General features: G+C 74.7%; 26 protein-coding genes. 20 read left to right on the top strand and 6 right to left on the bottom strand.

What is annotated here, in order from left to right; all coding sequences use genetic code 11:
• The first annotated feature begins 13 nt into the window (after positions 1-13).
• From AB0J71_RS19945 to AB0J71_RS19900, 10 genes are all read left to right on the top strand, one after another.
• On the top strand, positions 14-607 hold the full coding sequence (locus tag AB0J71_RS19945) for a biotin transporter BioY (protein ID WP_364415345.1): 594 nt from the start codon (positions 14-16) through the stop codon (positions 605-607).
• On the top strand, positions 607-1947 hold the full coding sequence (locus AB0J71_RS19940; protein WP_364415343.1) for an AMP-binding protein: 1341 nt from the start codon (positions 607-609) through the stop codon (positions 1945-1947). Before AB0J71_RS19945 ends, AB0J71_RS19940 begins: the two co-directional genes overlap by 1 nt.
• A 1-nt stretch (position 1948) precedes the next feature.
• Positions 1949-3073, top strand: a complete 1125-nt coding sequence (locus tag AB0J71_RS19935; RefSeq protein ID WP_364415341.1) for a thiolase family protein — start codon at positions 1949-1951, stop codon at positions 3071-3073.
• Positions 3070-3744, top strand: a complete 675-nt coding sequence (locus AB0J71_RS19930; RefSeq protein ID WP_352330565.1) for an ABC transporter ATP-binding protein — start codon at positions 3070-3072, stop codon at positions 3742-3744. Before AB0J71_RS19935 ends, AB0J71_RS19930 begins: the two co-directional genes overlap by 4 nt.
• Positions 3741-4346, top strand: a complete 606-nt coding sequence (locus tag AB0J71_RS19925) for an energy-coupling factor transporter transmembrane protein EcfT (RefSeq protein WP_364415339.1) — start codon at positions 3741-3743, stop codon at positions 4344-4346. The genes AB0J71_RS19930 and AB0J71_RS19925 overlap by 4 nt, the downstream gene beginning before the upstream one ends.
• 133 nt (positions 4347-4479) lie before the next feature.
• The gene (locus AB0J71_RS19920; protein WP_364415337.1) at positions 4480-6738 is read left to right on the top strand and encodes an exo-alpha-sialidase; all 2259 of its coding nucleotides are present in this window, start codon (positions 4480-4482) and stop codon (positions 6736-6738) included.
• 86 nt (positions 6739-6824) lie between these two features.
• Complete coding sequence (locus tag AB0J71_RS19915; protein ID WP_364415335.1) at positions 6825-8864, top strand: prolyl oligopeptidase family serine peptidase; 2040 nt, start codon at positions 6825-6827, stop codon at positions 8862-8864.
• A 32-nt stretch (positions 8865-8896) separates the two neighbouring features.
• Positions 8897-9235 (top strand): metalloregulator ArsR/SmtB family transcription factor, encoded by a 339-nt coding sequence (locus tag AB0J71_RS19910; RefSeq protein ID WP_352330870.1) that lies wholly within the window; start codon positions 8897-8899, stop codon positions 9233-9235.
• On the top strand, positions 9222-9839 hold the full coding sequence (locus AB0J71_RS19905; RefSeq protein WP_364415333.1) for an SRPBCC family protein: 618 nt from the start codon (positions 9222-9224) through the stop codon (positions 9837-9839). The genes AB0J71_RS19910 and AB0J71_RS19905 overlap by 14 nt, the downstream gene beginning before the upstream one ends.
• Positions 9836-10234 (top strand): VOC family protein, encoded by a 399-nt coding sequence (locus AB0J71_RS19900; protein WP_352325584.1) that lies wholly within the window; start codon positions 9836-9838, stop codon positions 10232-10234. The genes AB0J71_RS19905 and AB0J71_RS19900 overlap by 4 nt, the downstream gene beginning before the upstream one ends.
• Before the next feature lie 19 nt (positions 10235-10253).
• Here AB0J71_RS19900 and AB0J71_RS19895 read toward each other — a convergent pair whose 3' ends face one another.
• On the bottom strand, positions 10254-11036 hold the full coding sequence (locus AB0J71_RS19895; RefSeq protein ID WP_364415331.1) for an SDR family oxidoreductase: 783 nt from the start codon (positions 11034-11036) through the stop codon (positions 10254-10256).
• A 91-nt stretch (positions 11037-11127) separates the two neighbouring features.
• Here AB0J71_RS19895 and AB0J71_RS19890 point away from each other — a divergent pair, with 91 nt between their 5' ends.
• Both AB0J71_RS19890 and AB0J71_RS19885 read left to right on the top strand, forming a co-directional pair.
• Positions 11128-11718 carry a TetR family transcriptional regulator gene (locus tag AB0J71_RS19890; protein ID WP_352325582.1) on the top strand — a complete coding sequence of 197 codons (591 nt, stop codon included), beginning with the start codon at positions 11128-11130 and terminating at the stop codon, positions 11716-11718.
• 57 nt (positions 11719-11775) lie between these two features.
• Complete coding sequence (locus AB0J71_RS19885) at positions 11776-12414, top strand: SDR family oxidoreductase (RefSeq protein ID WP_352325581.1); 639 nt, start codon at positions 11776-11778, stop codon at positions 12412-12414.
• Here AB0J71_RS19885 and AB0J71_RS19880 read toward each other — a convergent pair.
• Positions 12411-12998: a TetR family transcriptional regulator C-terminal domain-containing protein gene (locus AB0J71_RS19880; RefSeq protein ID WP_364415329.1), complete on the bottom strand. Its 588-nt coding sequence runs from the start codon at positions 12996-12998 to the stop codon at positions 12411-12413. The two genes, AB0J71_RS19885 and AB0J71_RS19880, sit on opposite strands and share 4 nt — an antisense overlap.
• 44 nt (positions 12999-13042) lie before the next feature.
• Here AB0J71_RS19880 and AB0J71_RS19875 point away from each other — a divergent pair, with 44 nt between their 5' ends.
• On the top strand, positions 13043-13990 hold the full coding sequence (locus tag AB0J71_RS19875; protein ID WP_364415327.1) for a GNAT family N-acetyltransferase: 948 nt from the start codon (positions 13043-13045) through the stop codon (positions 13988-13990).
• A gap of 8 nt (positions 13991-13998) precedes the next feature.
• Here the strand turns inward: AB0J71_RS19875 and AB0J71_RS19870 are convergent, their stop codons facing one another.
• Positions 13999-14496: an FBP domain-containing protein gene (locus AB0J71_RS19870; RefSeq protein ID WP_352325578.1), complete on the bottom strand. Its 498-nt coding sequence runs from the start codon at positions 14494-14496 to the stop codon at positions 13999-14001.
• A 69-nt stretch (positions 14497-14565) separates the two neighbouring features.
• On the opposite strand from AB0J71_RS19870, the gene AB0J71_RS19865 reads away from it, so the two are divergent.
• Positions 14566-15135, top strand: a complete 570-nt coding sequence (locus AB0J71_RS19865) for a WHG domain-containing protein (protein ID WP_352325576.1) — start codon at positions 14566-14568, stop codon at positions 15133-15135.
• A gap of 110 nt (positions 15136-15245) precedes the next feature.
• Positions 15246-16709: a pyridoxal-dependent decarboxylase gene (locus tag AB0J71_RS19860; RefSeq protein WP_364415325.1), complete on the top strand. Its 1464-nt coding sequence runs from the start codon at positions 15246-15248 to the stop codon at positions 16707-16709.
• A gap of 21 nt (positions 16710-16730) precedes the next feature.
• On the opposite strand, the gene AB0J71_RS19855 is transcribed toward AB0J71_RS19860, so the two are convergent.
• Together AB0J71_RS19855 and AB0J71_RS19850 are read right to left on the bottom strand one after the other, a co-directional pair.
• Complete coding sequence (locus tag AB0J71_RS19855) at positions 16731-17879, bottom strand: SWIM zinc finger family protein (protein ID WP_352325574.1); 1149 nt, start codon at positions 17877-17879, stop codon at positions 16731-16733.
• On the bottom strand, positions 17876-20620 hold the full coding sequence (locus AB0J71_RS19850; protein WP_364415323.1) for a DEAD/DEAH box helicase: 2745 nt from the start codon (positions 20618-20620) through the stop codon (positions 17876-17878). Before AB0J71_RS19850 ends, AB0J71_RS19855 begins: the two co-directional genes overlap by 4 nt.
• A 101-nt stretch (positions 20621-20721) precedes the next feature.
• Here AB0J71_RS19850 and AB0J71_RS19845 point away from each other — a divergent pair, with 101 nt between their 5' ends.
• Genes AB0J71_RS19845 through AB0J71_RS19825 form a run of 5 tightly spaced genes read left to right on the top strand, consistent with a single transcriptional unit; the run spans position 20722 to position 23818 of the window.
• Positions 20722-21339, top strand: coding sequence for a DedA family protein (locus AB0J71_RS19845; RefSeq protein ID WP_352325571.1), 618 nt, complete (start codon positions 20722-20724; stop codon positions 21337-21339).
• On the top strand, positions 21323-22423 hold the full coding sequence (locus AB0J71_RS19840; RefSeq protein ID WP_352325569.1) for a histidine kinase: 1101 nt from the start codon (positions 21323-21325) through the stop codon (positions 22421-22423). Before AB0J71_RS19845 ends, AB0J71_RS19840 begins: the two co-directional genes overlap by 17 nt.
• Entirely contained in the window at positions 22414-23058 is a 645-nt protein-coding gene (locus AB0J71_RS19835) for a response regulator transcription factor (protein WP_352325567.1), read from the top strand. The genes AB0J71_RS19840 and AB0J71_RS19835 overlap by 10 nt, the downstream gene beginning before the upstream one ends.
• A gap of 11 nt (positions 23059-23069) precedes the next feature.
• Positions 23070-23498: a hypothetical protein gene (locus tag AB0J71_RS19830; protein WP_352325566.1), complete on the top strand. Its 429-nt coding sequence runs from the start codon at positions 23070-23072 to the stop codon at positions 23496-23498.
• On the top strand, positions 23498-23818 hold the full coding sequence (locus AB0J71_RS19825) for a GNAT family N-acetyltransferase (RefSeq protein WP_364415511.1): 321 nt from the start codon (positions 23498-23500) through the stop codon (positions 23816-23818). The genes AB0J71_RS19830 and AB0J71_RS19825 overlap by 1 nt, the downstream gene beginning before the upstream one ends.
• Here the strand turns inward: AB0J71_RS19825 and AB0J71_RS19820 are convergent.
• Positions 23797-24735 carry a chlorophyllase gene (locus tag AB0J71_RS19820; RefSeq protein WP_352325565.1) on the bottom strand — a complete coding sequence of 313 codons (939 nt, stop codon included), beginning with the start codon at positions 24733-24735 and terminating at the stop codon, positions 23797-23799. The genes AB0J71_RS19825 and AB0J71_RS19820 overlap by 22 nt on opposite strands.
• Between the last annotated feature and the right edge of the window lie 146 nt (positions 24736-24881).

Below are 24881 nucleotides of genomic sequence, written 5' to 3'. Positions count from 1 at the left end.
TGGGATCGTCCTCATGACGAACGCAGGAAGACGGCGGCGGTTCCCCACCGGTGACCTGGCCAGGATCGCGGTGTTCGCCGCGCTGATCGCGGTGCTGGGCGCGCCGGGCGCGGTCAATGTCCTCGGCAACGCGGTGCCGATCACTCTCCAGACGCTCGGCGTCATGCTGGCCGGGGCCATCCTCGGCAGCCGGCGGGGGGCGCTGGCGGTGGTCGTGCTGCTGGTGCTGGTCGCGGCCGGGCTGCCGCTGCTGGCGGGCGGGCGCGGCGGGTTCGGCGTGTTCACCGCCGCCTCCGCCGGGTTCCTGCTCGGCTGGGTCCCGGGGGCCGCGGTCACCGGGCTGCTGGTGGAGCGGGCAGGCCGGACGCCGAGCGTGCTGCGGCTGCTGGTGGCGTGCGCGGTGGGCGGGATCGGAGTGGTCTACCTGGTCGGCGTGCCGGTGCAGGCGCTGGTCACCGGGCTGCCGCTGACCAAGGCGCTGGCGCTCAGCGCGGTGTTCCTGCCGGGCGACGCGCTCAAGGCGGTGGTGGCCGCCCTGGTGGCCAGGGGCACGCAGCGCGCCTATCCCGACGCCGTTCCGGCCGTCCACCGCGAACGGGTGCGCTGATGCCGGTCGCCGAGCACGTCCTGCGGCACGCCGCCGACAGTCCGTCCCAGGTCGCGCTGCGCGGTCCGGGCGGCTCGCTGACCTACGGTGAGCTGGCCGGGCGCGTCCAGGGCGGGGCGCGGCATCTGCGCGGGCGCGGCGCGCTGGCCGCCATCGCCCTGCATGACCCGGTCGAGCTGCTGATCGCGGTGCTGGCGGCCGATCTGGCGGGGGTGACGCCGCTGGTCGGCGATCCGGCCTGGAGCGCGGAGCGTTGGGCGCGCGTGGCCGGGTCGGCCGGCGCGGACCTGCGGGTCGAGGAGCCGCTGCCGGCCGTGCCGGGCGCGCCGCTCGTGCCCGAGCCCCGTCCCGGCGACCAGGCGTGGGCGTGCTTCACCTCCGGCAGCACGGGCCGGCCGCGCGCGGTCGCGCGCACCCGCGCGTCCTGGACGCGGTCCTTCCCGCACCTGACCGAGCTGACCGGCATCGGCCCGGCCGACGTCGTCCTGGTGCCCGGCCCGCTGGTCTCCTCCCTGTACGCCTTCGCCGCCGTGCACACGCTGGCCGTGGGCGCGACGGCCGTGGTGCCGGGCGGGCGGCCCACGGCGGCGTCGCTGCGCGCGGCGACGGCGATCCACCTGGTGCCCCACCGGCTGCCCGAGGTGCTGGAGCAGGCCCCCCGCCTGCGGACGGCCGTCGTCGGCGGCGCGGCGCTGAGCGGGCAGGCCCGGGAGCTGGCCGGGCGGGCGGGGGTGCGGGTGATGTCCTACTACGGCGCGACCGAGCTGTCGTTCGTGGCCTTCGACGCCGACGGGGGCGGGTTGCGCGCCTTTCCCGAGGTCGAGATCGAGGTCAGGGCCGAGCCGGGGCGGGCGCTGGGCGAGGTGTGGGCGCGCTCGCCGTGGCTGGCCGAAGGCTATCTGGGCGGCGCGCGGGGTCCGCTGCGCCGCGACGGCGCGGGCTGGATGACGGTCGGCGACCTGGCCGAGCCGTACCGGGCCGGGCAGGTGCTGCGGGTGCGCGGGCGCGGCGACGGCGCGATCCAGACCGGCGGCGCGACCGTGGTGCCCGAGGACGTCGAGGCGGTGTTGCGGAACGTGCCGGGGGTGGGGGACATCGTGGTGATCGGGTCGCCGCACCCGTCGCTCGGCTCGGTGGTGACCGCGGTGGTCGAGGGGGCCTCGCCGCCGCCGCGCGCGCTGCTGGAGGCCGTCGCGCGCAGCGGGCTGGACTCGGCGCAGCGGCCCCGGCGCTGGTACGCCGTCCCCGTGCTGCCGCGTACCGGGTCGGGCAAGCCGGCGCGCGGGCTGGTGGCCGACCGGCTGGCCGGCGGCGACCCCGAGCTGCGGCGGCTGGTCTGACGTGGGCGGACGACCCGTCGTCGTGGCGGCCCGCCGTACGCCGATCGGCACGGCCGGGCACGCCTTCAAGGACGTGACCGTCGACCGGCTGGCCGCCCCCGTGATCGAGGCGGTGGCCGCCGAGGCCGGTCGGCCGGTGGAGGACGTGGTGCTCGGCAACTGCATGGGCCCCGGCGGGAACGTGGCCCGGGTCTCGGCGCTGGCCGCCGGGCTCGGGCACGGCGTGCCCGGCCTGACCGTCGACCGGCAGTGCGGCAGCGGGCTGGCCGCGATCCTGGTGGCCGGGCAGGCGGTGGCCGCGGGGGAGATGGACCTGGTGATCGCCGGGGGAGCCGAGAGCGCCTCGACCGCGCCGCTGCGCACGCCGCGGGGCGCGGACCGTCCCTACGACCGGGCGCCCTTCGCCCCCGAGGGCCATCCCGACCCCGACATGGGCCCGGCCGCCGAAGCCCTGGCCGGCGCGTACGGCATCAGCCGCGACCGCCAGGACGACTACGCCCGCCTCAGCCACGCCAAGGCGCTGGCCGCCCGCGCGGCGGGCGCCTTCGACCAGGAGATCGTGCCGGTCGGCGGCCGGGCGGAGGACCAGCGTCCCAGGGCGTTGCGGGCGGCGTCGCTGGCCCGGTTGCCCGCGGCGTTCGTGCCGGGCGGTACAGTGACCGCCGGTAATTCCTCCCCGGTCAGCGACGGCGCGGCCGCCGTGGCGCTGGCCCCCGAGCGGGCCGGCCTGCCGGGGTTGCGGCTGTTGGCCGGGTCCGTCATCGGCTGCGATCCGGCACTGCCCGGGTGGGGGCCGGTGCCCGCGGTCCGCCGGGTGCTGGCACGTGCGGGGGTGGACATGGGACGGGTGGCCGCGGTGGAGATCGTGGAGGCGTTCGCGGCGCAGGTGCTGGCCGTCACCGACGCGCTCGGCCTCGACCCGCTGGAGGCCGACCGCGAGCGGGTGTGCGCCGGCGGCGGCGCGCTGGCGCTCGGCCATCCGTGGGGCGCGACCGGCGCGGTGGTGGTGACCAGGCTCTTCTCCAGGCTGGTGCGGGCCGGGGCGCCCGCGGGCACACTCGGGCTGGCGGCCGCGGCGGTGGGCGGCGGGCTGGGCGTGGCCGCGCTGTTCGAGGTGGTCGCGTGATCGAGTTCGCCGACGTGCACGTCCGGCTGGGCGCCCGCGACGTGCTGCGCGGCATCACCGCGAGCCTGACCGAGCGCCGGGTGGGCGTGGTCGGCGCGAACGGCTCGGGCAAGAGCACGCTGGCCCGGCTGATCAACGGCCTGGCGGTGCCCACCTCGGGCGAGGTCACCGTGCTCGGCCTGGACACCCGCCGTCAGGCGGCGCGGATCAGGCGGCGGGTGGGGTTCCTGTTCACCGACCCCGACGCGCAGATCGTCATGCCGACCGTGGCCGAGGACGTCGCCTTCTCCCTGCGCCGCAAGGGCCTGCCGCGCGAGGAGGTCGAGCGCCGGGTGCACGAGGTGCTGGCCCGGCACGGCCTGGACGGACACGCCGACCATCCCGCCCACCACCTGTCCGGCGGCCAGAAGCAGTTGCTGGCCCTGTGCGCGGTCATGGTGCTCGAACCCGACATCCTGGTCATGGACGAGCCCACGACGCTGCTCGACCTGCGCCATTCGCGGCAGGTGGCCACGTTGTTGCGGGAGATGCCGCAGCAGGTGGTGGCGGTGACGCACGACCTGCCGCTGCTGGCCGGGTTCGACCGGGTGCTGGTGCTGGACGAGGGCCGGGTGGTCGCCGACGGCCCGCCGGCCGAGGCGATCGGCCACTACACCAGGCTGATGGCGTGAACGGGCTCACCGGGGCGTACGTGCCGGGCGGCTCGTGGCTGCACCGGCTGCCGCCGGGGGTCAAGCTGGCGGGGCTGGCGGTGTCCTGCACGGTGCTGGTGCTGTTGCGGCCGCCGCTGGCGCTGGCGGGGGCGGCGCTCGTGGTGGCGGCGTCGTACGCGTCGGCGCGGGTGGGGGGACGGGCGGCGTGGGCGCAGGTGCGGCCGGTGCGCTGGTTCGCGGTCATGCTGTTCGTGCTGCAACTGGTGTTCGCGGACCTGGACGCGGCGGTGTCCTCGACGTTGCGGGTGGTGCTGGCCGTGGCGCTGGCGGGGCTGGTGACGCTCACCACGCGGACGGCCGACATGCTGGCGGCGCTGGAGCGCGTGCTGTCGCCGGTCAGGTTGGTGGGGCTGGACCCGTTCCGGCTGTCGTTGCTGCTCTCGCTCACCGTGCGCAGCGTGCCGGTGGTGGCGTCGCTGGCGGTGCGGATCAGGGAGGCGCAGCGGGCGCGGGGGGTCGAGCGCAGCGTGCGGGCCTTCGCGGTGCCGCTGGTGGTGGGCGCCCTGCGGCATGCGGACGCGCTGGGCGAGGCGTTGTCGGCCCGCGGGCTCGACGACTGACCCCCACTTCATCACAAAGCGGACATAAGGCAGTTACAACTTACACCTCCACTTTTGGCCAAATATAGTCTTCTTGCGTAAATAAACGACAAAACGGACGTCGATCGTTCGTTGCGCAAGGAGTCCTTCCCCCGTGCTGCCCACCAGAGCGCTGCTCGCCGCCTGCCTGCTGGCCCCCCTTCCCGTCGTCCTGCAGGGGACGGCGCACGCGGCCGCGTACTGCTCGATTCCCGACACGCCCGCCCTCACCGCCCAGGAGTCGGGGCCGCGCGAGGGCTACCTGGCCGGATCGGGCAGCGACGCCTTCGTGGACTGGGTCTACCCCAGCCCGCGCCCGGCGGCCAAGGAGCCGACGGCGGCCCAGCGCCGCGACTACGCCGGCTTCCCCAACCTCACCGCGATCGACGTGGTCAGGCCCGACGGCACGCCCGGCCAGAAGCTGATCGCCACCTGGTCCACCAACGTGGACGCGGTCATGGCCCAGACCAGCGGCATGGCCGTCTCCGACGACGGCGGCCTGACCTTCGGCCCGGCGCGCAGCACGCCGCTGCGCGAGGCGCCGGTGCAGTTGCACGACGGCCGCCTGTTCGGCACCGCCTACTACCTGTCGAAGGTCGACGCCCACACCAACGAGCTGGACGTGCACACCTCCACCGACCTCGGCCAGACCTGGGACACCGCCAAGGCCACCTTCACCAGCCCGGACGAGCTGGTCGGCGGCGGCGTGGCGCACGGCGTGCCGATCCAGCTGGCCGACGGGACCGTCCTGGTGACCGTCTACGCCCGCTACACCGCCACCGGCGGCAAGAACCAGGCCGAGCTGTACGCCAGCGCCGACGGCGGCCGGACCTTCGCCCGCCGCGGCGTCATCGCCCGCCCGGCCGGCGAGGCGACGTACAACGAGACGGCCGTCGAGCAGACCGCCGACGGCAGCCTGCTGGCGGTCCTGCGCAAGGACGGCGGCACCTACTCCACGCTGGCCTGGAGCCGTTCCACCGACGAGGGCCGCACCTGGTCGGCGGTGCGCGACCTGCAGCTGTCCGGCCAGAGCTGCACGGTGCGCGGCGTGGCCCCGCGCCTGCTGCTCATGCCCAACGGCGTGCTGGTGCTCAGCGCCGGCCGCCCGGACGACTGGCTGGCGATCTCTCCCGACGGCCGCGGCGACTCCTGGACGCAGCAGCGCGTGACCTACCACAACCGCGACGGCGTCTACGACACGCACGGCTCGTCCGGGTACACGGCGCTGGCCGCCGTCGGCGCCAACCGGCTGGTCCAGCTGTTCGACAACTGCAAGCTGCCCGGCGTCAAGGCCGACGGCACGCTGAACGAGACCGCCTGCCCGGCGAGCGGCAGGTTCGAGAACGGCGGCTGGTACGCCGTCAAGCGCCGCCACCTGGACGTCCTGGCACCCGGCGCGGGCCGGATCGACCTGGCCGCCAAGCAGCGCGCCGGCGAGCTGACCGTCGAGACCAACATGACCTGGGCCGACGCCCGGCGGCCGCGGGTGCGCCCCGACGGCGCCTTCGACGGCAGCACCGCGTACTGGTCCAGCGCCGTCTCCCAGGGCCCCGGCGAGTACGTCCTGCACCTGGACCGCGAGCAGACCTTCAACCGGATCGGCCTCAGCCTGCGCCCGGGGCACCCGGCCTCGGCCGGCGTCTACGTCTCCAAAGACGGCGCGGACTGGGGCCGCCCGGTGGCCGCGGTCACCGGCCGCACCGACTACGCGCTGCGCCACCAGCCGGTGAACGCCACCGGCCGGCACGTCAAGATCGTCGTCGAGGCCACGCCGGACTGCGACGCCGAGATCGGCCCGAGCTGCGCGATGCTCAACGAGGTCGAGCTCTACTCCACGACCGACACCTTCGACAACGACCCGATCTGGCTGCGCCCGCGCGGCTACCAGAGCCTGTCGGCGGCGTGGGTGTCGCCGTACGAGGTGGGCGCCGACCGGGCGCTGACGTTGTCCGACAAGTCCACCACCTTGATGGCCAAGGCGGCCCGCACCACGACCGCGAGCGCACGCAAGACCCTGGAGTTCCGCTACAAGCCGGTCAGCGTGACCAACTCCTTCCTGTTCACGGTGACCAGCGGGACGACGTCGGCCTACCACCTGAGCATCAGCAGGGCCGGCGCGGTCAGCCGCTACGACGCCGCCGCCAAGAAGTGGACGACCCTGGCCCCCGCCGGGACGGTCGGCGAAGGCTGGACCAGGATCCGCCTGGAGGCCACCACCTCCTCCGCCACCCTGTACGCCGGTGACCGGCAGCTCGCCACGTTGCCCCGCACGGCCGCCGTGACCTCGATGGACGGCTACGCCTTCAGCAGCGCGGGCACCGCTCCGGCCGGCGACGAGGCGCTGTTCGACGACGTGCGGTTCGAGGACCGCTGACCTCGCGCGGCGGCGCGGGAGCGTGCCCGCGCCGCCACCTTGGCCTGCCTTGCGCCGCCTCGACGGGCCGTGCCTATGATCGCGCCATGCCTCCCCTGACGCTTCCCCGCCAGCACGCCCGCACGGCTCGCTTCACCTACGGCGTCCCGCGGAACTTCACGATCTCCCCGGACGGCGCGCGGGTGATCTTCCTGCGGTCGTCGTCGGGCGAGGACCCGGTGCACCGGCTGTGGTCGTTCACCGTGGCGACGGGGGAGGAGCGCCTGCTGGCCGAGCCGGGCGCGCCCGTGCCCGGCGAGCGGCTGTCGGAGGCCGAGCGCGCCCGCCGGGAGCGCACCCGTGAGCACGCCCGCGGCATCGTGGACTACGCCACCGACGCGGCCGTGACCAAGGCCGTCTACGCGGCCGACGGCGCGCTGCACACCGTCGACCTGCTGACCGGCGAGGTGACCGCGCTCGGCCTGACCGGCTCCGACCCGCGGCTGGACCCCACCGGCGAGCACGTCGCGTTCGTCTCCGGCGGGGCGCTGCACGTCGGGGAGCGGCCGCTGCTGGTCCCCGACGGCACCGACGTGACGTGGGGGCTGCCCGAGCACGTGGCGGGCGAGTCGATGGGCCGTCACCGCGGCTACTGGTGGGCGCCCGACGGCACCCGGCTGCTGGCCGCCCGGGTGGACAACGCCGCGGTGCAGAAGTGGTGCCTGGCCGAGCCGGCCGAGCCGGGCCGGCCGCCGCGGACCATGGCCTACCCGCCGGCCGGCACGGCCAACGCCGACGTGTCGTTGTGGCTGGTCACGCTGGAGGGCCGGCGCACCCGGGTGGTGTGGGACCGCGCGGCCTTCGAGTACGTGGCGGCGGTGTCGTGGACCGTCCAGGGCCTGCTGGTGCTGGTGCAGAGCCGCGACCAGCGCACGACCCGCGTCCTGGAGGTCGATCCGGCCACCGGGGCGACCACGCCGGTGCGCGAGGACACCGACGACGCCTGGCTGGAGCTGGTGCCCGGCGTGCCGTCGCGCACGGCCGCGGGCGAGCTGGTCTGGACGGTCGACCGCGACGACACCCGGCGCCTGATGGTGGGCCGGGACGTGGTGACCCCGCCGGGCCTGCAGGTGCTGGCGGTGCTGGCCGTCGACGGCGACACCGTGCTCCTCCACTGCTGCGAGGAGCCCACCGAACGGCACCTGTGGACCTGGTCCAGGGCCGAGGGCCTGGTCAGGGTGACCGCCGAGCCCGGCGTGCACACCGGCACACGCGCGGGCGGGGCGACGGTCGTGGTGCGCCGCTCCCTGGAGGAGCACGGGGTGCGGGTGAGCGTGGGCGGCCGGACGATCGCCTCCCACGGGGCGGTCCCGGTGCTGCGGCCGCGGGTGGAGCTGGTGTCGCTGGGCAAGCGCGACCTGCGCACGGCGGTCCTGTTCCCCTCGGGGCACGTGCCGGGGTCGGGGCGGTTGCCGGTGTTGTTGTCGCCTTATGGGGGGCCGATGGGGGCGCGGGTGCTGCGTGGCCTGGACGGCTTCGCGATCGAGCAGTGGTTCGCCGAGCAGGGCTTCGCCGTGCTGGTGACCGACGGCCGGGGCACGCCGGGCCGGGGGCCGGCCTGGGAGCGGGCGGTCCGGTTCGACAAGCTGAGCGCCGCGCTGGAGGACCAGGCCGACGCGCTGCAGGCCGCCGCCGCCCGCCATCCCGACCTGGACCTGGGCCGGGTGGCGATCCGCGGCTGGTCCTACGGCGGTTACCTGTCGGCGGCGGCGGTGCTGCGTCATCCCGGCGTCTTCCACGTGGCCGTGGCGGGCGCCCCGGTGACCGATCCGCGCCTGTACGACACCCATTGGCAGGAGCGCTACCTGGGTCACCCCGACGAGCATCCCGAGGCCTACGACCGCTGCTCGCTGCTGGCCGACGCGCCCGGTCTGAGCCGTCCGCTGATGCTGGTGCACGGCCTGGCCGACGACAACGTCTTCGCCGCCCACACGCTGCGCCTGTCGGCGGCGCTGCTGGCCGCGGGCCGTCCGCACACGGTGCTGCCGCTGAGCGGCGTGACGCACATGGCCCCCCAGGAGGACGTGGCCGAGAACCTGCTGCTGCTGGAGCTGGACTTCATCCGCCACCACCTATCTCAGGTTTGACTTATATAAGCCGATCCTGAAACACTGAGGTCGTGCACGCGTTCGACGTCCTCGGGGATCCGGTCCGCCGCCGGATCCTGGAGCTGCTGGCCGGCGGCGAGCAGAGCTCCGGCGAGGTCACCGCAGTCATCCAGCGAGAGTTCGGCGTCTCACAGCCGGCGGTCTCCCAGCACCTGAAGGTGCTGCGCGACAACGGGTTCGCCAGCGTGCGGGCCGAGGGCACGCGACGGCTCTACGCCGTGGAGCCCGCGCCGCTGCGGGAGGTCGACCTCTGGCTCGACCGTTTCCGCGGCTTCTGGGACCAGCGCCTCGACGCGCTGGCCACCGAGCTGGCGCGGGGCAGAAGAAAGAAGCACGATGGACAGCCTTGACGAGATATCCCGGATCAGGCGCGAGCTGACGGACGGCGAGCGCAAGACCGTGACCCTGACCCGCCACTACGACGCGGAGGTGGCGGACGTCTGGGACGCCTGCACCGACGCTGAGCGCATAGCCCGCTGGTTCATGCCGGTCTCCGGCGACCTGCGGCTGGGGGGCACGTACCAGCTGGAGGGCAACGCGGGCGGGGAGATCCTGGCCTGCGAGCCGCCCTCCTACCTCAGAGTGAGCTGGCTGTTCGGGCCCGACCCCGGTTTTTCCGAGGTCGAGGTGCGCCTGTCGGCCGAGGGCGAGGGCACCAGGTTCGAGCTGCGCCACACCGCCGAGGTGCCGCCGGAGATGTGGGGCCGGTTCGGGCCCGGGGCGGTCGGCGTGGGCTGGGACCTCGGGCTCCTGGGCCTGCGGCTGCATCTTTCCGGGCTGCCGATGCCCGACAAGGCCGGCTTCGAGCTGACCGCCGACGGCCGCCGTTACATCACGGCCAGCAGCCGGGCGTGGGGCGCGGCCTTCGCGGCGGCCGGGGCGCCGCCCGAGGCCGCCGCCGCCGCGGTCGCGGCCACCACGGCCTTCTACCTACCGACGGAGGACCAGTCATGAGCCAGAAGACCACCACGTTCCTGATGTTCCAGAACCGCGACGCCGAGGAGGCGATGAACTTCTACGTCTCGCTGTTCGAGGACTCCAAGGTGGTGGCCGTCTCCCACTACGGCCCGGAGGGGCCGGGGCCCGAGGGCACCGTCATGCACGCCACGTTCACCCTGGCCGGCCAGGAGTACATGTGCATCGACAGCAGTGAGCGGCACGCGTTCGGCTTCACCCCCTCGATGTCGATCTGGGTCGCGTGCGAGACCGAGGAGGAGATCGACCGGCTCTACGCGGCGCTGGCGGAGGGCGGCCGGCCGCTGATGCCGATCGGCTCGTACGGCTTCAGCACCAGGTTCGGCTGGGTCAACGACCGGTTCGGCGTCTCCTGGCAGCTGAACCTGGCCTGAGGGCCGCTCCCGGCGGAGGTCAGGCCAGGCTCTGGCCTCCGTCGAGGGTGAGCACGGTGCCGGTCGCGAAGTTGTTGGCCATGAGGAACAGCGCGGCCGAGGCCGCCTCCTGCGCGGTGCCGAACCGGCCGAGCGGCGTGTTCCGGCCGGCCGCGGCGACCGCCTCCGCGCCGTCGAGGCCGAGGCTGCCGCGCGAGAGCGGCGTGTCCACGATGCCGTACCTGACGGCGTTGACCCGCAGCCGCATCGGGGCGAGCTCGACGGCCAGGGTCCTGGTGAGCCCTTCGACGGCGCCGAGGATCGCGATGGCGGCGGCCGCGCCGGGGACGGGCCGCTGGAGGTAGAGGCCGGAGCTGAAGGTGACCGAGCCGCCGGGGGGCATGACGCGGGCGGCGGCGCGGGCGGCGGCGTAGGCCCCCCAGAACCGGCCGTCCACGGCCTGGCGGAGCCGGTCGACGGGGGTGTCCAGGAACGGGCCGCCGGCCAGGCCGCCCGCGGTGACCAGCAGGTGATCGACGGAGCCGCCGGCCTCGTCCAGCACGCGCGCCAGGTCGTGTTCGTCGGTGCCGTCACCGGCGATGCCCGTCACGGTGGCGCCGGGGGTGCGCACCTGCTCCACGGCCGCGGCCAGGCGGTCGCGGTCGCGGGCCACCAGCGTCACGCGCGCCCCGGCGGAGGCCAGCAGCGCGCCGGCCGCGAGCCCGATGCCGGAGCTGCCGCCGACGACCACGACGGTACGGCCGGCCAGCGCGGCGGGCAGGGGCAGGCTCACCGGGACGGGGGCAAGGGTGTTCACGGTCATGATCGCTCCTCAGAAATAAACCAGACAGTTGGTTTACGAGAACCCTGGCGTGCCTCCGCCGAAATGTCAACCGGATGGTTTAATTGCCGCCATGAGCTATGACGCGGAGGCGACCAGGCGGCGCATCCTGGCGGCCGCCACGGCCGAGTACGCCGAGCACGGCCTGGCCGGTGCCAGGATCGATCGCATCGCGACCGCCGCCCAGGCCAACAAGCAGGCCATCTACCTCTACTTCGGCGGCAAGGAGAAGTTGTTCGGCACGGTGGTGCGCAACAAGCTCGACGAGATCTGCCACGCGGTGAGCCTGGACCCGCGCACCCTTCCCGAGGCCGTCGGCGTGCTGTTCGACTGGTATCAGGAGCATCCGGAGCTGGTGCGGCTGCTGATGTGGGAGGCGCTGGAGGTCGGCGAGGCGCCGGTCGAGGGGGAACGCGAGCGCAGGGAGTCCTACGTCGAGCACGTCGAGGGCCTGGCGGCGGCCGGCATGCGCGACCGCGCGACGGCCCAGGACTGGCTGTTCACCGTGCTGGGCCTGGTGGCCTGGAACTTCGCCGCCCCGCAGATGCGCCGGCTCATCCTCGACGAGCCCGACCCGGGCCGGGCGCTGGCCCGTCGCCGCGCGGCGGTCGTGGCGGCGGCGCGAGCCCTGGCGGCGGCGCACGTGCCGGCCGACGCCGTCTGAGGGCTGCGGCGAGTAGGGTGAGTAAGTGTTCACCCACCCTCTCGCGAAGGGCACGACATGAGGCTCGTCATCTTCGGCGCGACCGGCCGCACGGGGCTGGAGCTCGTCCGGCAGGCGCTCGGCCTGGGGCACGAGGTCACCGCCGTGGTCCGCGACGCCGCCCGGCTGCCGGACGGGCTGCGCGACCGCGTCGAGACCGTGACCGCCGACCTGGCCGACCCCGGGGCCGTCGCTTCGGCGATCAAGGGCGGGGACGCCGTCCTGATCGCGCTCGGCCCGCGCGGGCGCGGCCCGACCACCGTGCACACGACCGCCATGCGCTCGATCCTCCAGGCGATGGCGCGGGGCCCGGCGCGGCGGGTGCTGCTGGTGAGCGCCGCGGGCATGGTCGCCGACGCCGGCGACGGCCTGTTCACCCGGTACGTGCTCAAGCCCCTCCTCCTGCGGCCGCTGCTGAAGAACTCCTACACAGACCTGGCCGAGTCCGAGCGCCTGCTGCGCGCCTCGGGCCTGGACTGGACGATCGTGCGCCCCTCCCGGCTGCTCGACGGCGGCCCCACCGGCCGCTACCGCACGGCCCTGGACCTCAACCTGCGCGGCGGCCGTTCCACCACCCGCGCCGACCTGGCCGAATGCATGCTGAAGCTGGCCGCCGACCCGGCCTCGGCGGGGCACGTCGTCTCGGTGGCCACCTAGACGATCGAGGAGAGGAAGTCGTCGAGCAGGGCGATCTGGACGTCCTCGGGGAAGCGGCCGGGGTCAAACAACGCCTGGACGACGAGCCCGTGCGTGAAGGCCACCGCGCCGGCCGCGAGCCGTTCCGGGTCGGCCGCCGGGGACAGTTCGCCGAGGTCGCGGGCGGTCTCCAGGTGCGCGCGCAGCGCCGAGCGCAGGCGGGTGTAGCGGGCGGCCTGGCCGGCGCCGAGGTCGTCGTCGGCCAGGGCCAGGTCCCAGGAGCTGACCCAGATGCGGTTGCGGGCGACGTCGGCGGGGCCCAGCGGCAGGATGTCGAGCAGCGCGGCCCTGAGCGCGGCCAGGCCGGCGGCCGGGGGCTCGCGGCGGGGACGGGCGGCCGTGCGCTTCTCCAGCAGGTCGAGCGCGTGCCCGACCAGGGCCCGCTTGGTGGGGAAGTAGTGCATGAGCAGGCCGGTCGACACGCCCATGGCGGCGGCGACGGCGCGCAGCGTCAGCCCGCCGAACCCCTTGTCGGCCAGCACCTGCCAGACCGCCTGCGAGACGTCGTCGCGGCGGGCTTCACGGTCTCCTGCGGCGGGCGGCATGCTGCTACCTTACATACCGAACGCTCGTTACGTACCTTGGGACGGTGTCCGTGTTCGCTCTTCCGCTCGGCGACGAGGCCGAGCTGCGCCCGCTGGAGCCCTGGCGGGCCCAGGAGTTCCTGGATCACATCGACCGCGCCCGCCCCCTGGTCGACCCGTGGATCCCGTGGGCCGCGCGCAGCACCGACCTGGCCTCGGCCACGGCCGTCCTGCAGCGCTACGCCGACGACCAGGCGGCCGACGGCGCCCGCATCTACGGGATCTGGCTGGCCGGCACGCTGGTCGGCGGCGTGATGTTCACCCGGTTCGAGGCAGTTTCGGGGGTGTGCGAGATCGGCTGCTGGCTGGAGCCGGCCGGCCAGGGCTGGGGGCTGGTGACCCGCGCCTGCCGGCTGCTGATCGACTGGGCGTTCGCCGAGCGCGGCATGGCGCGCGTGGAGTGGTGGGTCTCGCCGGGCAACACGCGCAGCATCGAGGTCGCGCGCCGGCTCGGCATGACCCGCGACGGCGTGCTGCGCAGGCGTTTCCCCCACCGGGGCGAACGGCACGACAGCGAGGTCTGGTCGCTGCTGGCCGACGAGGCGCCCGCCGGCGGCGTCAAGGCCGAGCTCGACCGGCTGATGGCGGCCTTCCTGGACGCCTTCACCAACACCGGCGGGCGCCGCCCGGACGTCGGCGCCGTCCGGGAGCTGTTCGTGCCGCAGGCAGTGATCGTCAACAACACCGGGCCGGAGCCTGTGGTGCACGACCTGGACGGTTTCGTCGAGCCCCGGCAGCGGATGCTGACCGACGGGACGCTGACGGAGTTCCGCGAGTGGGAGGTCGCCGAGCGCACCGAGATCTTCGGCTCGGTCGCCCAGCGGTTCAGCGACTACCGCAAGTCCGGCGTCCGGGACGGCGTGGAGTTCACGGGGGCGGGCCGCAAGACCACCCAGTTCGTCCGGACGCCCGCCGGGTGGCGGATGAGCTCGATGGCCTGGGACGACGAGTAGCTGCCGGTTCAGGCGGTCACCTTGTCCAGGAAGGCCCGCACGTTGGCATGCGTGCGGGCGGCCTTCTCGGCCGGCGTCAGCGACTCCTCCACCACGCCGGCGCCCGCGGCCTCCTTCTTGCCGCGCAGGTAGAGGGGGCAGGCCAGGTCGGCGCACAGGTACTGCCCGACGGTGTTGCCCTGGCGGCCGGCCTCGCCGGTGCGGCGGGCGGTCATGAGGGCGACGCCGCCGCTGGTGTGCGTGGTCAGGCAGAAGGAGCACATGCTGCGCGAGGTGAAGGAGCGCGAGCCGCCGGAGGTGACCCGCAGGGCGACGCCGACCAGGCAGCCGTCGGCCTCGGCCACCAGGTAGGCGCGCTCGGGGGCGCCGGGATCGCGCCAGCCGAGGAAGTCGAGGTCGTCCCAGGGCAGGTCGGCCAGGTCCTTGGGCAGGCCGGCGCGTTTGGCCTCGCCTTTGGAGCAGTTGATGAACGACGTGCGGATGTCGTGTTCGGTCAGGGGTCTCATGAGTGTGGAGGCTAGCTTTTCTTAACGGTAGTATGCAAATACTTAAAAGCTGTAAGAAAGGGTGCTGCCGTGGCCCGAGCGGGAGTGACCGTCGACCGCCTGACCAGGGCGGCCGCCGACCTGGCCGACGAGGTCGGCTTCCAGAACGTGACCGTCTCCGCGCTCGCCCGCGGCTTCGGCGTCAAGCCCGCGGCCCTGTACGCGCACGTCAAGGACATCCAGGAGCTGCGGGTCAGGGTGGCCGAGCTGGCCCTGGGCGAGATGGCCGACCGGGCCGCCGCCGCGCTGGCCGGCCGGTCGGGCAAGGAGGCGCTGGTGCCCTTCGCCGCGGCCTACCGCGGCTACGCCAAGGAACATCCGGGCCGGTACGCCGCCACCCAGCTGGAGCTGGACTCCGACGCGCTGGACGTCAGCGCGGGCCGCCGGCACGCGGAGCTGACGCGGGCCGTCCTGCGCGGCTACGACCTGTCCGAGCCCGACCAGACCGACGCGCTGCGCATGCTGAGCAGCACCCTGCACGGTTACGTGACCCTGGAGATGGCCGGCGGGTTCCGCCGCCATCCCCGCGAGGTGGACGCCTCCTGGTCCAGGGCCCTGGACGCCCTGGACGCGGTGCTCAGGAACTGGCCGCCGGCCTGAGCGCGGGGCCTGCCTTCAGGGGCGTTCCCTGGCGTACTTCAGGGGCGTTCAGGGGCGTTGCGTCGCGGTGCCTGCTGGCCGCGGCGCCGCCGGTGCCGCACAGTGGCCGGATGAGTGATGCGACGAAGGGCCAGGCCCTGTCCGGCGGCGTGGGCGGGGCGGCCGCGCTGGAGCCGCTGCTGCGTGAGGTGCTGGCCGCCCTGGCCGAGGGCGCGCGGCGGCGGGGCGGTCCGCTGCCCGCCCGCACGCCCCAGGAGCTGGCCGCCGAGGTGGCGCGGGCGTTCGCGGCGGAGGGCGAGCGGCTGGGGGCGCTGAGCGAGCTGCTGGCCTACGGGAGCGCTGATCCGGCCGACCCGTTCTGCGCGGCGCACCTGCACTGCCCGCCGCTGGCGGTGGCGGTGGCGGCCGATCTGGCGGTCTCGGCGCTCAACCCGTCGCTGGACTCCTGGGACCAGGCGCCGGCCGCGACCGCGCTGGAGACGTCGCTGCTGGCGGAGCTGGCCCGGCTGGTGGGGTTCGGGGCGGCCGCGGCCGGCGTGCTGACCTCGGGCGGCACCGAGTCCAACCTGATGGGCCTGATGCTGGCCAGGGACCTGGCGGTGGGCCGGTCGGCGGGCGTCCGGGCCGAGCTGTCGGGACTGCCGGGCGGGGGCCCGCGGCTGCGGATCTTCGCCTCCGAGGCCGCGCACTTCTCCACCCGGCGGGCCGCGGCGCTGCTCGGGCTGGGTGAGGACGCGGTCGTCGCCGTCCCGGTCGACCGGGAACTGCGCATGGACGCCGCAGCGCTGGCCGGGGCGCTGCGGGCGAGCGCCGGGCGCGGTGAGCTGCCGGTGGCGGTGGTGGCCACGGCGGGCACCACGGACACCGGGGCGATCGACCCGTTGCGCGCGTGCGCGTCGCTGGCCGCCGAGCACGGCGCCTGGCTGCACGTCGATGCCGCCTACGGCGGTGGCGCGCTGCTGTCGGACCGGCTGGCCCCGCTCCTGGACGGTCTCGCGCTGGCCGACTCGGTGTCGCTGGACTGGCACAAACTCGGCTGGCAGCCGGCCGCGGCAGGGGTGTTCCTGGTGCGCCGGGCCGAGACGTACGCCTCGCTGGCCCGGCGGGCGGCCTACCTCAACCCGGCCGACGACGAGGAGGCCGGGTACCCGAGTCTGCTGGGGTTGTCGCTGCGCACCACGCGCCGGGCCGACGCGTTCAAGATCCTGGTGACGCTGCGCAGGTCGGGGCTGGGCCGCCTGGTGGAGGCCTGCCACGACCTGGCCCGGCACGGCGCGGCGGCGGTGCGCGCCCATCGGCGGCTGGAGCTGCACGCCGATCCGGTGCTGACGGCGTTCCTGTTCCGGTACGTGCCGGCCGATCCGGCGCGCTCGGACGAGGTGAACGCGGGGCTGCGGCGCAGGCTGCTGCGGGAGGGCAGGGCGGTGGTGGGCCGGACCGAGCTGCCGGGGACCGGCCCGGGGCGGGTCCGGCTCAAGCTCACCCTGCTCAACCCGCACGCCACGCCGGGCGACCTGGACCGTCTGCTGGCCGTGGTCGCCGCGGCGGGCGAGGCCGAGGAGTCGGCCTCTTGACCCGGTTCGCGCCCGCCAGGGTCAGGTGAGCAGGGTGGACGGGTCGCGCTCCGGCGGCCCGGCGGGCCACCAGTGGCCGTCGTGCTCGGTGAAGGGGTACCAGCGGCCGTCGCGGCCGTAGCGGACCTGGCGGGGGCCGAGGGTCCAGCGGTTGCGCCAGGTCTCCAGCTGGGGCGGCGGGTCGCCGTCCCAGCCGGACTCCAGCAGCGCCTGGGCTCTGGCCAGGTCCTGGCGGGCCGGGGTCCAGGGGGTTTCCAGCACGTCGAGGCCGGGGGCGCCGCCGTACCGCCAGGCCTGGACGGCGGCGTCCAGGCCGAGGTCGAGGTCGTGCTCGGCGGCCAGGCGGACGCGGTCCTGGTATTCGGTCAGCGGTTCCAGGCGGCCGTGCAGCAGGATCTGGCGGGCGCGGCCGGCGGCGGAGGCGGCCAGCACGGCCAGGGCGGCCACGTCCACGCCGGGTGCGGGGTCGAGGGCGAGGGGGGTGAAGGCGGCCTCCCGCGGGGGCGGTTCGGGCAGCGGCGGCTCGCCGAGCGCGAAGGCCTGCGCGGCGGGCACCCCGCCGCCGGCGTCCTGCCCGGTGGCGCCGTCGCCGGGCGCGCGGGCGGGGGCCGGGACGGGCAGGTCGCGGTTCTGCAGGGCCTCGATCAGTTCCTGCTCGCCGCGTCCGCGCAGCAGCAGCAGGACGAACGGGTCGCCGTCCAGCAGCCAGGACGCCTGGTAGCACAGGGCGGCGGCGTGCTTGCAGGGGTGTCCCCAGTCGGGGCAGGAGCATTCGGGCTCCAGGTCGCCGACGGTGGGCAGCAGCGGCACGGCGGCGTCCTCGGCGGCCTCGACCAGGTCGTGCGGGACGTCGCGGTCGAGCAGGGCGGCGATGTGCCCGGCCTTGGCGGCGACCTGGTCCAGGAAACGTGCCCAGGCGGCGTCGGTGAGCTGTTCGACGCGGACGACGGTGTCGTACTCGTGCTCGGTGACGGCGGCCAGCCGGCCGGGGCTGACGGTGATCGGGCCGACCTGGCCGGTCTTGGCGTAGGCGCGGCCCTTGCGCAGCAGGGTCTGGTCGAGCGAAGTGTCCTCCAAGGCCTTGATCCACGCCTGGCCCCACCAGGTGGTGGCGAAGCGGGCGCCGGCGCGTTGCGGGGGGAAGGCGGCGAATCCTCGTACGGCGGTCATCTGAGCTCCACGAGTGCGGCGAGTTCGGCGTCGGTCAGCTCGGTGAAGGCGGCCTCGCCGGAGGCCAGGACGGCGTCGGCGAGCGAGCGCTTGGCGCCGAGCATGGCGGCGATGCGGTCCTCGATCGTGCCTTCGGCGATGAGGCGGTGCACCTGGACGGGCCTGGTCTGGCCGATGCGGTAGGCGCGGTCGGTGGCCTGGTCCTCCACCGCGGGGTTCCACCAGCGGTCGTAGTGGATGACGTGGTCGGCGCGGGTGAGGTTCAGGCCGGTGCCGGCGGCCTTGAGGGAGAGCAGGAAGACGGGGACGTGGCCGTCCTGGAAGCGGGCGACCAGCTCCTCGCGGCGGGCGACCGGGGTGCCGCCGTGCAGGAGCTGGGTGGCGACGCCGCGGCCGGACAGGTGGCGTTCCAGGAGCCTGGCCATGGCGACGTACTGGGTGAACACCAGCACGGCGCCGTCCTCGGCGACGATCGTGTCGACGAGCTCGTCCAGCAGTTCCAGCTTGCCCGAGCGGCCGGTCAGGCGGGGGGACGATTCGTGCAGGTAGTGGGCGGGGTGGTTGCAGATCTGTTTGAGGCCGGTCAGCAGTTTGACGATCAGGCCGCGCCGGGCCATGCCCTTGGCGTTCTCGATCTGGGTCATGCTCTCGCGGACGACGGCCTCGTACAGGGCGGCCTGTTCGGTGGTGAGGGGGACGGGCCGGTCGGTCTCGGTCTTGGGCGGCAGTTCGGGGGCGATGCCGGGGTCGCTCTTGCGGCGGCGCAGCAGGAACGGCCCGACGAGCCGGGCCAGCCGGGCGGCGGTGTCGGCGTCGCCGGACTCGACCGGTTTGGCCCAGCGGGCCCTGAAGCGGGTCAGGGGGCCGAGCAGGCCGGGGGTGGTCCAGTCGAGGATGGCCCACAGTTCGGACAGGTTGTTCTCCACGGGCGTGCCGGTGAGGGCGACGCGGGCGCCGGCGGGGATCTCGCGCAGCGCCTTGGCGGTGCTGGAGGCGGGGTTCTTGACGTGCTGGGCCTCGTCGGCGACCAGCAGCCCCCAGGGGTGGGCGCCCAGGGTGGCCGCGTCCAGGCGCATGGTGCCGTACGTGGTGAGCACGAACCCGTCGTCGGCCAGGGTGCGGGCGTTGCCGTGGTAGCGGCGGACCGGGACGCCGGGCGCGAACCTGGTGATCTCGCGTTCCCAGTTGCCCAGCAGCGAGGCGGGGCAGACCACGAGGGTGGGGCCGGTGCCGGCGCGGTGCAGGTGCAGCGCGATGAGGGTGATGGTCTTGCCCAGGCCCATGTCGTCGGCCAGGCAGCCGCCGAGGCCGAGCGAGGTCATCCTGGCCAGCCAGCGCAGCCCTTGGAGCTGGTAGTCGCGCAGGGTGGCGGCCAGGCCGGGCGGCGCCGGGACGGGTTCGGGGTCGGTGAGCCGGTCGCGCAGGTCGGCGAGCCAGGCGGTGGGTTCGACGGCGATCTGTTCGGGTTCGTCGCCGCCGTCGATCTCGACGGTGCCGGTCAGGGCCGCGCCGAGCGCCTGCAGGCCGGTCAGGGGCTTCAGGTCGCGCTGGCGGGCCTTGCGGGCCAGGGCGGGGTCGATGAGCACCCATTGGTCGCGCAGCCGTACGACGGGCCGGTGGGACTCGGCCAGCAGGTCCATCTCGGCGGCGGTCAGCGGGGCGCCGCCGAGCGCGAGCCGCCAGTTGAAGCTGGTCAGGTGGTGGCCGCCGAGGAAGGAGGGCAGGTCGGAGGGCGCGCTGTCGCGTTCGCCGACGACGGCCTGGGCGCTCAGGCCGCGGACCAGGGAGCGCGGCCAGTGGACCTCGACGCCGACGGCGGCCAGCCGGTCGGCCGCGCCGGTCAGCAGGTCCGCCACGTCGCCGTCGGTGAGGGCGAGCTCGTCGGGCACGGCGTGCTCCAGCAGCCGTTCCAGGCGGGGCCAGGAGCGGGCGGCGCGGCGCAGGGCGAGGGTGACCTCGATCCTGGCGCGGGCGCCGAAGCCGGGGTCGCGGCCCTGCCACAGGTCGGCGGCGTCCACGACGAGCGAGGGGTCGGCCAGGCCGTGCACCTGGACGACGGCCCGGAACTCGGCCTGGGCCAGGTCGTCGGCCTCCAGCCGGAGCGAGAGCCGCACGCCGGAGTCGAGCGCGGCCGAGACCTCCTCGGCCCAGGGCCGCAGGTGGGGCACCTTGACGGGCTTGACGGCGGCGAAGGCGGTGGTGCCGGTGGCGCGTACGGCTCCGGGCGAGCGCGGCATGGCGTCGGCCACGGCGTCGAGGAAGGCGCGGACCAGGGGCTCGGCGTCGGGCAGCAGCAGGTCGCCCACGGGGATGGCGCGGGCGGCGGCGGGCATGGCGCGGGCGGCGACGGGCATGGCCGCGGCCAGCTCGCGCACGCGGCGGGCGTCGGCGGCGTCGAGGGGGCCGGCGCGCCAGGAGTCGTGGCCGTCGGGTGAGACGGCGGGCAGGATGCGGCCGCGGGTGACGAGCTGGAGGGCGACCAGCGCGACGGCGCCCCAGAACCGGGTGGCCGGGTGGGCGGCGGCGTCGGCGCGGGCCCTGGCCAGCACGGCGACGGCGTCGGCGACGGGGATCTGCGTGACGGCGCGCTCGCGGGCGCGGGGCCGGCCGTCGTCGCCTGGTTCGATCACCGTGGCCGTGCCGTCGCCCTGGTCGTCGAGGAAGACCAGGTGGCCGGACCTGGGGGGATCGCCGGGACGGAAGATCGCTGGGTGTCGCGCCAGATCCGGAAGAGCACTCATAGGCCGTACAGTGTACGGTACATCGGGGTGTGGTTTACCACAGAGCACATCGGCCGTCCGCCTCATTACCGCCATAACGGATCATTCGTAGCCTGGGGGACATGACGGATTGGTTGATTGCGTTGATGGAGAACCTCGGCGCCTTCGGGGCCGGGCTGGCGATCATGCTGGAGAACCTGTTCCCGCCGCTGCCCAGCGAGGTGATCCTGCCCCTGTCCGGCTTCACCGCCAGCAGGGGCGAGCTGGACCTGCTCGACGTGCTGGTGTGCACGACGCTCGGCTCGGTCGTCGGGGCGCTGGCCCTGTACGGGGTGGGCGCGCTGCTCGGCCGCCAGCGCACACTGGCCATCGCCGCCAAGCTGCCGCTGGTCAAGGTGACCGACATCGAGAAGACCGAGGCGTGGTTCCTGCGGCACGGCCGCAAGACCGTGTTCTTCGGCCGGATGATCCCCATCTTCCGGAGCCTGATCTCCGTGCCGGCGGGGGTGGAACGCATGCCGCTGGTGACGTTCACCCTGCTCACGACGGCCGGCAGCGCCATCTGGAACACCATCTTCGTGCTTGCGGGATACTTTCTCGGCGAGAACTGGTCGCTGGTCGAGGCGTACGTGGGGATCGGCACCTACGTGGTGATCGGCCTGGTGGCGCTGGCGATCGCGGTCTTCGTCGCGGTACGGCTGACGGAACGGCGTAAGGGAAGGCATGCGAACCGCCGCTGAGGGGCTGAGGGTGCTGGGCGCGGTGGTCCTGGGCGGGCTGACCGCCGTGGCCGGCGCGCTGTTCCTGCTGCTCACCCTGCCCTTCCTGGGCCGGCCGCGGGTTCGGGCGACGGCGGCGGCGCTGGCCGCCTTCGAGGCGCGCCGCCTGCGCCTGGACACCGCGGCGCTGGACGCGCTGTCGGGCTGGGACACCCGGCCGGCGCGCTACCTGGCCGCCAGGATCCCGGCCGGGGTGCTGGGCGGGCTGGTGGTGACGCTGCTGGTCCTGGGCGCGCGCACGGCGATCCTGCTGCTGGGGGCCTGGGCCCGCGGCGAGCCGTACGACGGGATGACGCCGACGCCGCCGCTGGTGCTGTACTTCCTGGTGGGCGGCTGCGTGTTGCTGTTCATCGCCGTGTCGGGGCTGGTGGGGGTGCACGCGCTGGAGCGGCGGCTGGCCGGGCGGCTGCTGGGGCCCGACCGTACCGAGGCGCTGGAGCGCCGGATCGCCGAGCTGGCCGAGAGCCGGGCCGGGATCGTGGCCGCGGTCGACTCCGAGCGCCGCCGGATCGAGCGTGACCTGCACGACGGGCTGCAGCAGCGTCTGGTGGCCCTGTCGATGCTCATCGGACGGTCCCGGCGGGGGCGTCCCGAGCTGCTGGAGCAGGCGCACGAGCAGGCCCAGCAGGCGCTGGCCGAGCTGCGCGAGGTGGCCTGGCGGGTCTACCCGAGCGGGCTGGACTCCCTCGGGCTGGGCGAGGCGCTGGCCGGGGTGGCCGAACGCGCGGGCGTGCCGGTCAAGGTGGTGTGCGACCTGCCGGGCAGGCCGCCGATGGCGGTGGAGACGGCGGCGTACTTCGTGGTGAGCGAGGCGGTGACCAACGCCGCCAAGCACGCGGCCGCCACGATGGTGACGGTCGAGGTCAGGCAGGAGGACGACAGGGTGCTCGTACGGGTGAGCGACGACGGCACGGGCGGCGCGCGCCCCTCGGGAGGCGGCCTGTCGGGGTTGGCCCGGCGGGTGGCGGCGCTGGACGGCGCCTTCGAGGTGGTCAGCCCGCCCGGCGGCCCGACGACGGTGGCGGCGGGGCTGCCGTGCGGGTGATCCTGGCCGAGGACTCCACGCTGCTGCGCGAGGGTCTGGTCCGCCTGCTGGGCGAGGAGGGCCACGAGGTGCCGGCCGCCGTGAGCGACGGCGAGGCCCTGGTGGCGGCGGTGGCCGAGCACGCCCCCGACGTCGTGGTGGTCGACGTGCGCATGCCGCCGACCCACACCGACGAGGGGCTGCGGGCGGCGCTGGAGATCCGGCGGCGCTGGCCGCAGGTCAAGGTGCTGGTGTTGTCGCAGTACGTGGAGAAGCGGTACGCCGCCGAGCTGATGAGCGCCGACGTCGAGGGCGTGGGCTATCTGCTGAAGGACCGGGTGGCGCAGGTGGGCGACTTCCTGGACGCGCTGGAGCGGGTGGCGGCGGGCGGGGCGGCCTTCGACCCGGAGGTGGTGCGGCAGTTGCTGGCCCGTACCACGCAGGTCGATCCGCTGGCCCGGCTGACCGCGCGCGAGCGGGAGGTGCTGGAGCGTATGGCCCAGGGCATGACCAACGCCTCGATCGCCGGGCAGTTGCACGTGTCGCAGAGCGCGGTGGAGAAGCACGTCAACTCGCTGTTCGACAAGCTGGGCCTGTCGCACGCCAGCGGGTACAGCCGCCGGGTGCTGGCCGTCCTGCACTTCCTGAAGTCCTGAAGGGGGGCTTCGTGCGTCCGCGCGTCTTTCGTCACGAGGATCTGCCGCGGCTGCGGCAGGTCCTGTCGGGGTGGATCGCCGAGGCCGGGCGGTGCGGTTACGACCACGCCGGTGAGCTGCCGCACCGCGTCTATGACAACCTGCGTGACCGCCGTCCGGCCGCCGAGCTGGTCCGGCTGTGGGAGGACGCCGGCGGTCTGGCCGGGATCGCGATCCTGCTGCGGTTCGGCTGCGCCTTCGACGTCTTCGCCGCGCCCCGGCTGCGCGGCGGGCCGGCGGAGCTGGACATGCTGGAGTGGGCGGCCCGCTGCCCGAGCCGGGCGCGCCGGCCGGGTTCGAGGTGCGGCACGCCGTGCCGGAGGACGCGCCGGGCCTGGGTGAGGCGCGTAACGCGGCGTTCGGCGATGACTGGACCGGGCCGCTCTACCGTTCGGCGGTGATGGAGCGGCCCGGCTACGACCCGGCCGACGAGATCGTGGTCCAGGCGCCGGACGGCCGGATCGCGGCCTTCGCGCTCGGCTGGCTCGACGGGCGCAACGCGACCGGTCACTTCGAGCCGGTCGGCACCCATCCGGCGTTCCGGCGGCGGGGCCTGGCGCGGGCGGCGATGCTGCACGCGAAGCGCCGCATGCGGGCGCTGAGCATGACGGCGGTGACGGTGAACCACGACGCCGGCAACGTGGCCGCCCGCGAGCTGTACCGTTCGCTGGGCTTCCGCCGCCGGCACGAGACCTTCGGCTATCGCCGTCCGGCCGGCTGATCGGCCTGCTTGCCGTCGATCCGGCCCAGGGGGTGGGGGGCCGATGCCAGGGCGGCGCGGGCGGCGGGCCAGGCGGGGTCGCCGGGGTTCAGGGCGCTGCGGAGGTAGGCGGTGGTGAGCTGCTGCAGCAGGGCCAGGCGTTCGGGGTGCTCGTCGGTGGTCTCGGCGACGTGGTCTCCGGCGACGCCGCCCAGGGTGTGCTCGGCGCCGAACAGCGTCAGCAGGCTCTTGTCGCCGGGGCTGTGGTGGTAGCCGTCGGTGAACCAGTCGGGTCCGCGTGTCGTCAGGGGTGAGTCGTCCTTGTCGCCGGCGACCAGCAGGGCCGGGGTGGTCATGAACGCGAAGGCGGGGTTCATGAAGGGGAAGTGCTCGGCGGCGAAGGGTGACAGGTCCTGGCCGCCGGCGCCGGGCAGGGCGAGCAGCACGCCGGCCGTGACGCGCGGGTCGGACAGGTCCTCCCCGGGGCGGCCGTGGGCGTCCAGGACGCGGGCGCCGAGCAGCATGCTGGCGCTGTGGGCTCCCCAGGAGTGCCCGGCGACGGCGACGCGGCCGCGGTCCAGGCGTCCGGCCAGGCCCGGCAGGGCTTTTTCCAGGACGTCGAGGCCGTCGATGACGCGCCTGAGGTCGTCGACCCTGGTGCGCCAGATGTGGGGGGTGCGGGGGTCGTCGGCGGGGAGGGCGAGGGTGCGGGAGTCGAGGTGGGTGGGTTGCACGACGGCGAAGCCGTGGGCGGCCCAGAAGTCGGTCAGGGGGGCGTAGCCGTCCATGGACCAGCCATGGCCGTGGGACAGGACGACGACGGGCAGCCGGTCGCCGGTGGCGGGGGCCGAGACGCGGACCTGGAGGTCCTGGCCCCGTCCGGGGGCGGGCAGGACGACCGGCCTGACCGACACGACGGGGGTGGGTGATGCGGGCATGGTGGTGCCTTCCGGGTGAGTTGCCGCAGGTGGGCGCGGGAGAGGGCAGGGCTTGGCCGTCGGACCGCAGCTCTGGCATGATGTGTGCAAATGGGACCGTGTCCCGTTTTCGACGATACGGGACCCTGTCCCGTTTAGCAATCCGA

Origin of the sequence: Nonomuraea sp. NPDC049637, assembly GCF_040675235.1 — a bacterium.
Lineage (GTDB): Bacteria > Actinomycetota > Actinomycetes > Streptosporangiales > Streptosporangiaceae > Nonomuraea.
Note: the sequence above shows the minus strand (reverse complement) of the source record. Positions and strands in the feature narration are given on the sequence as shown.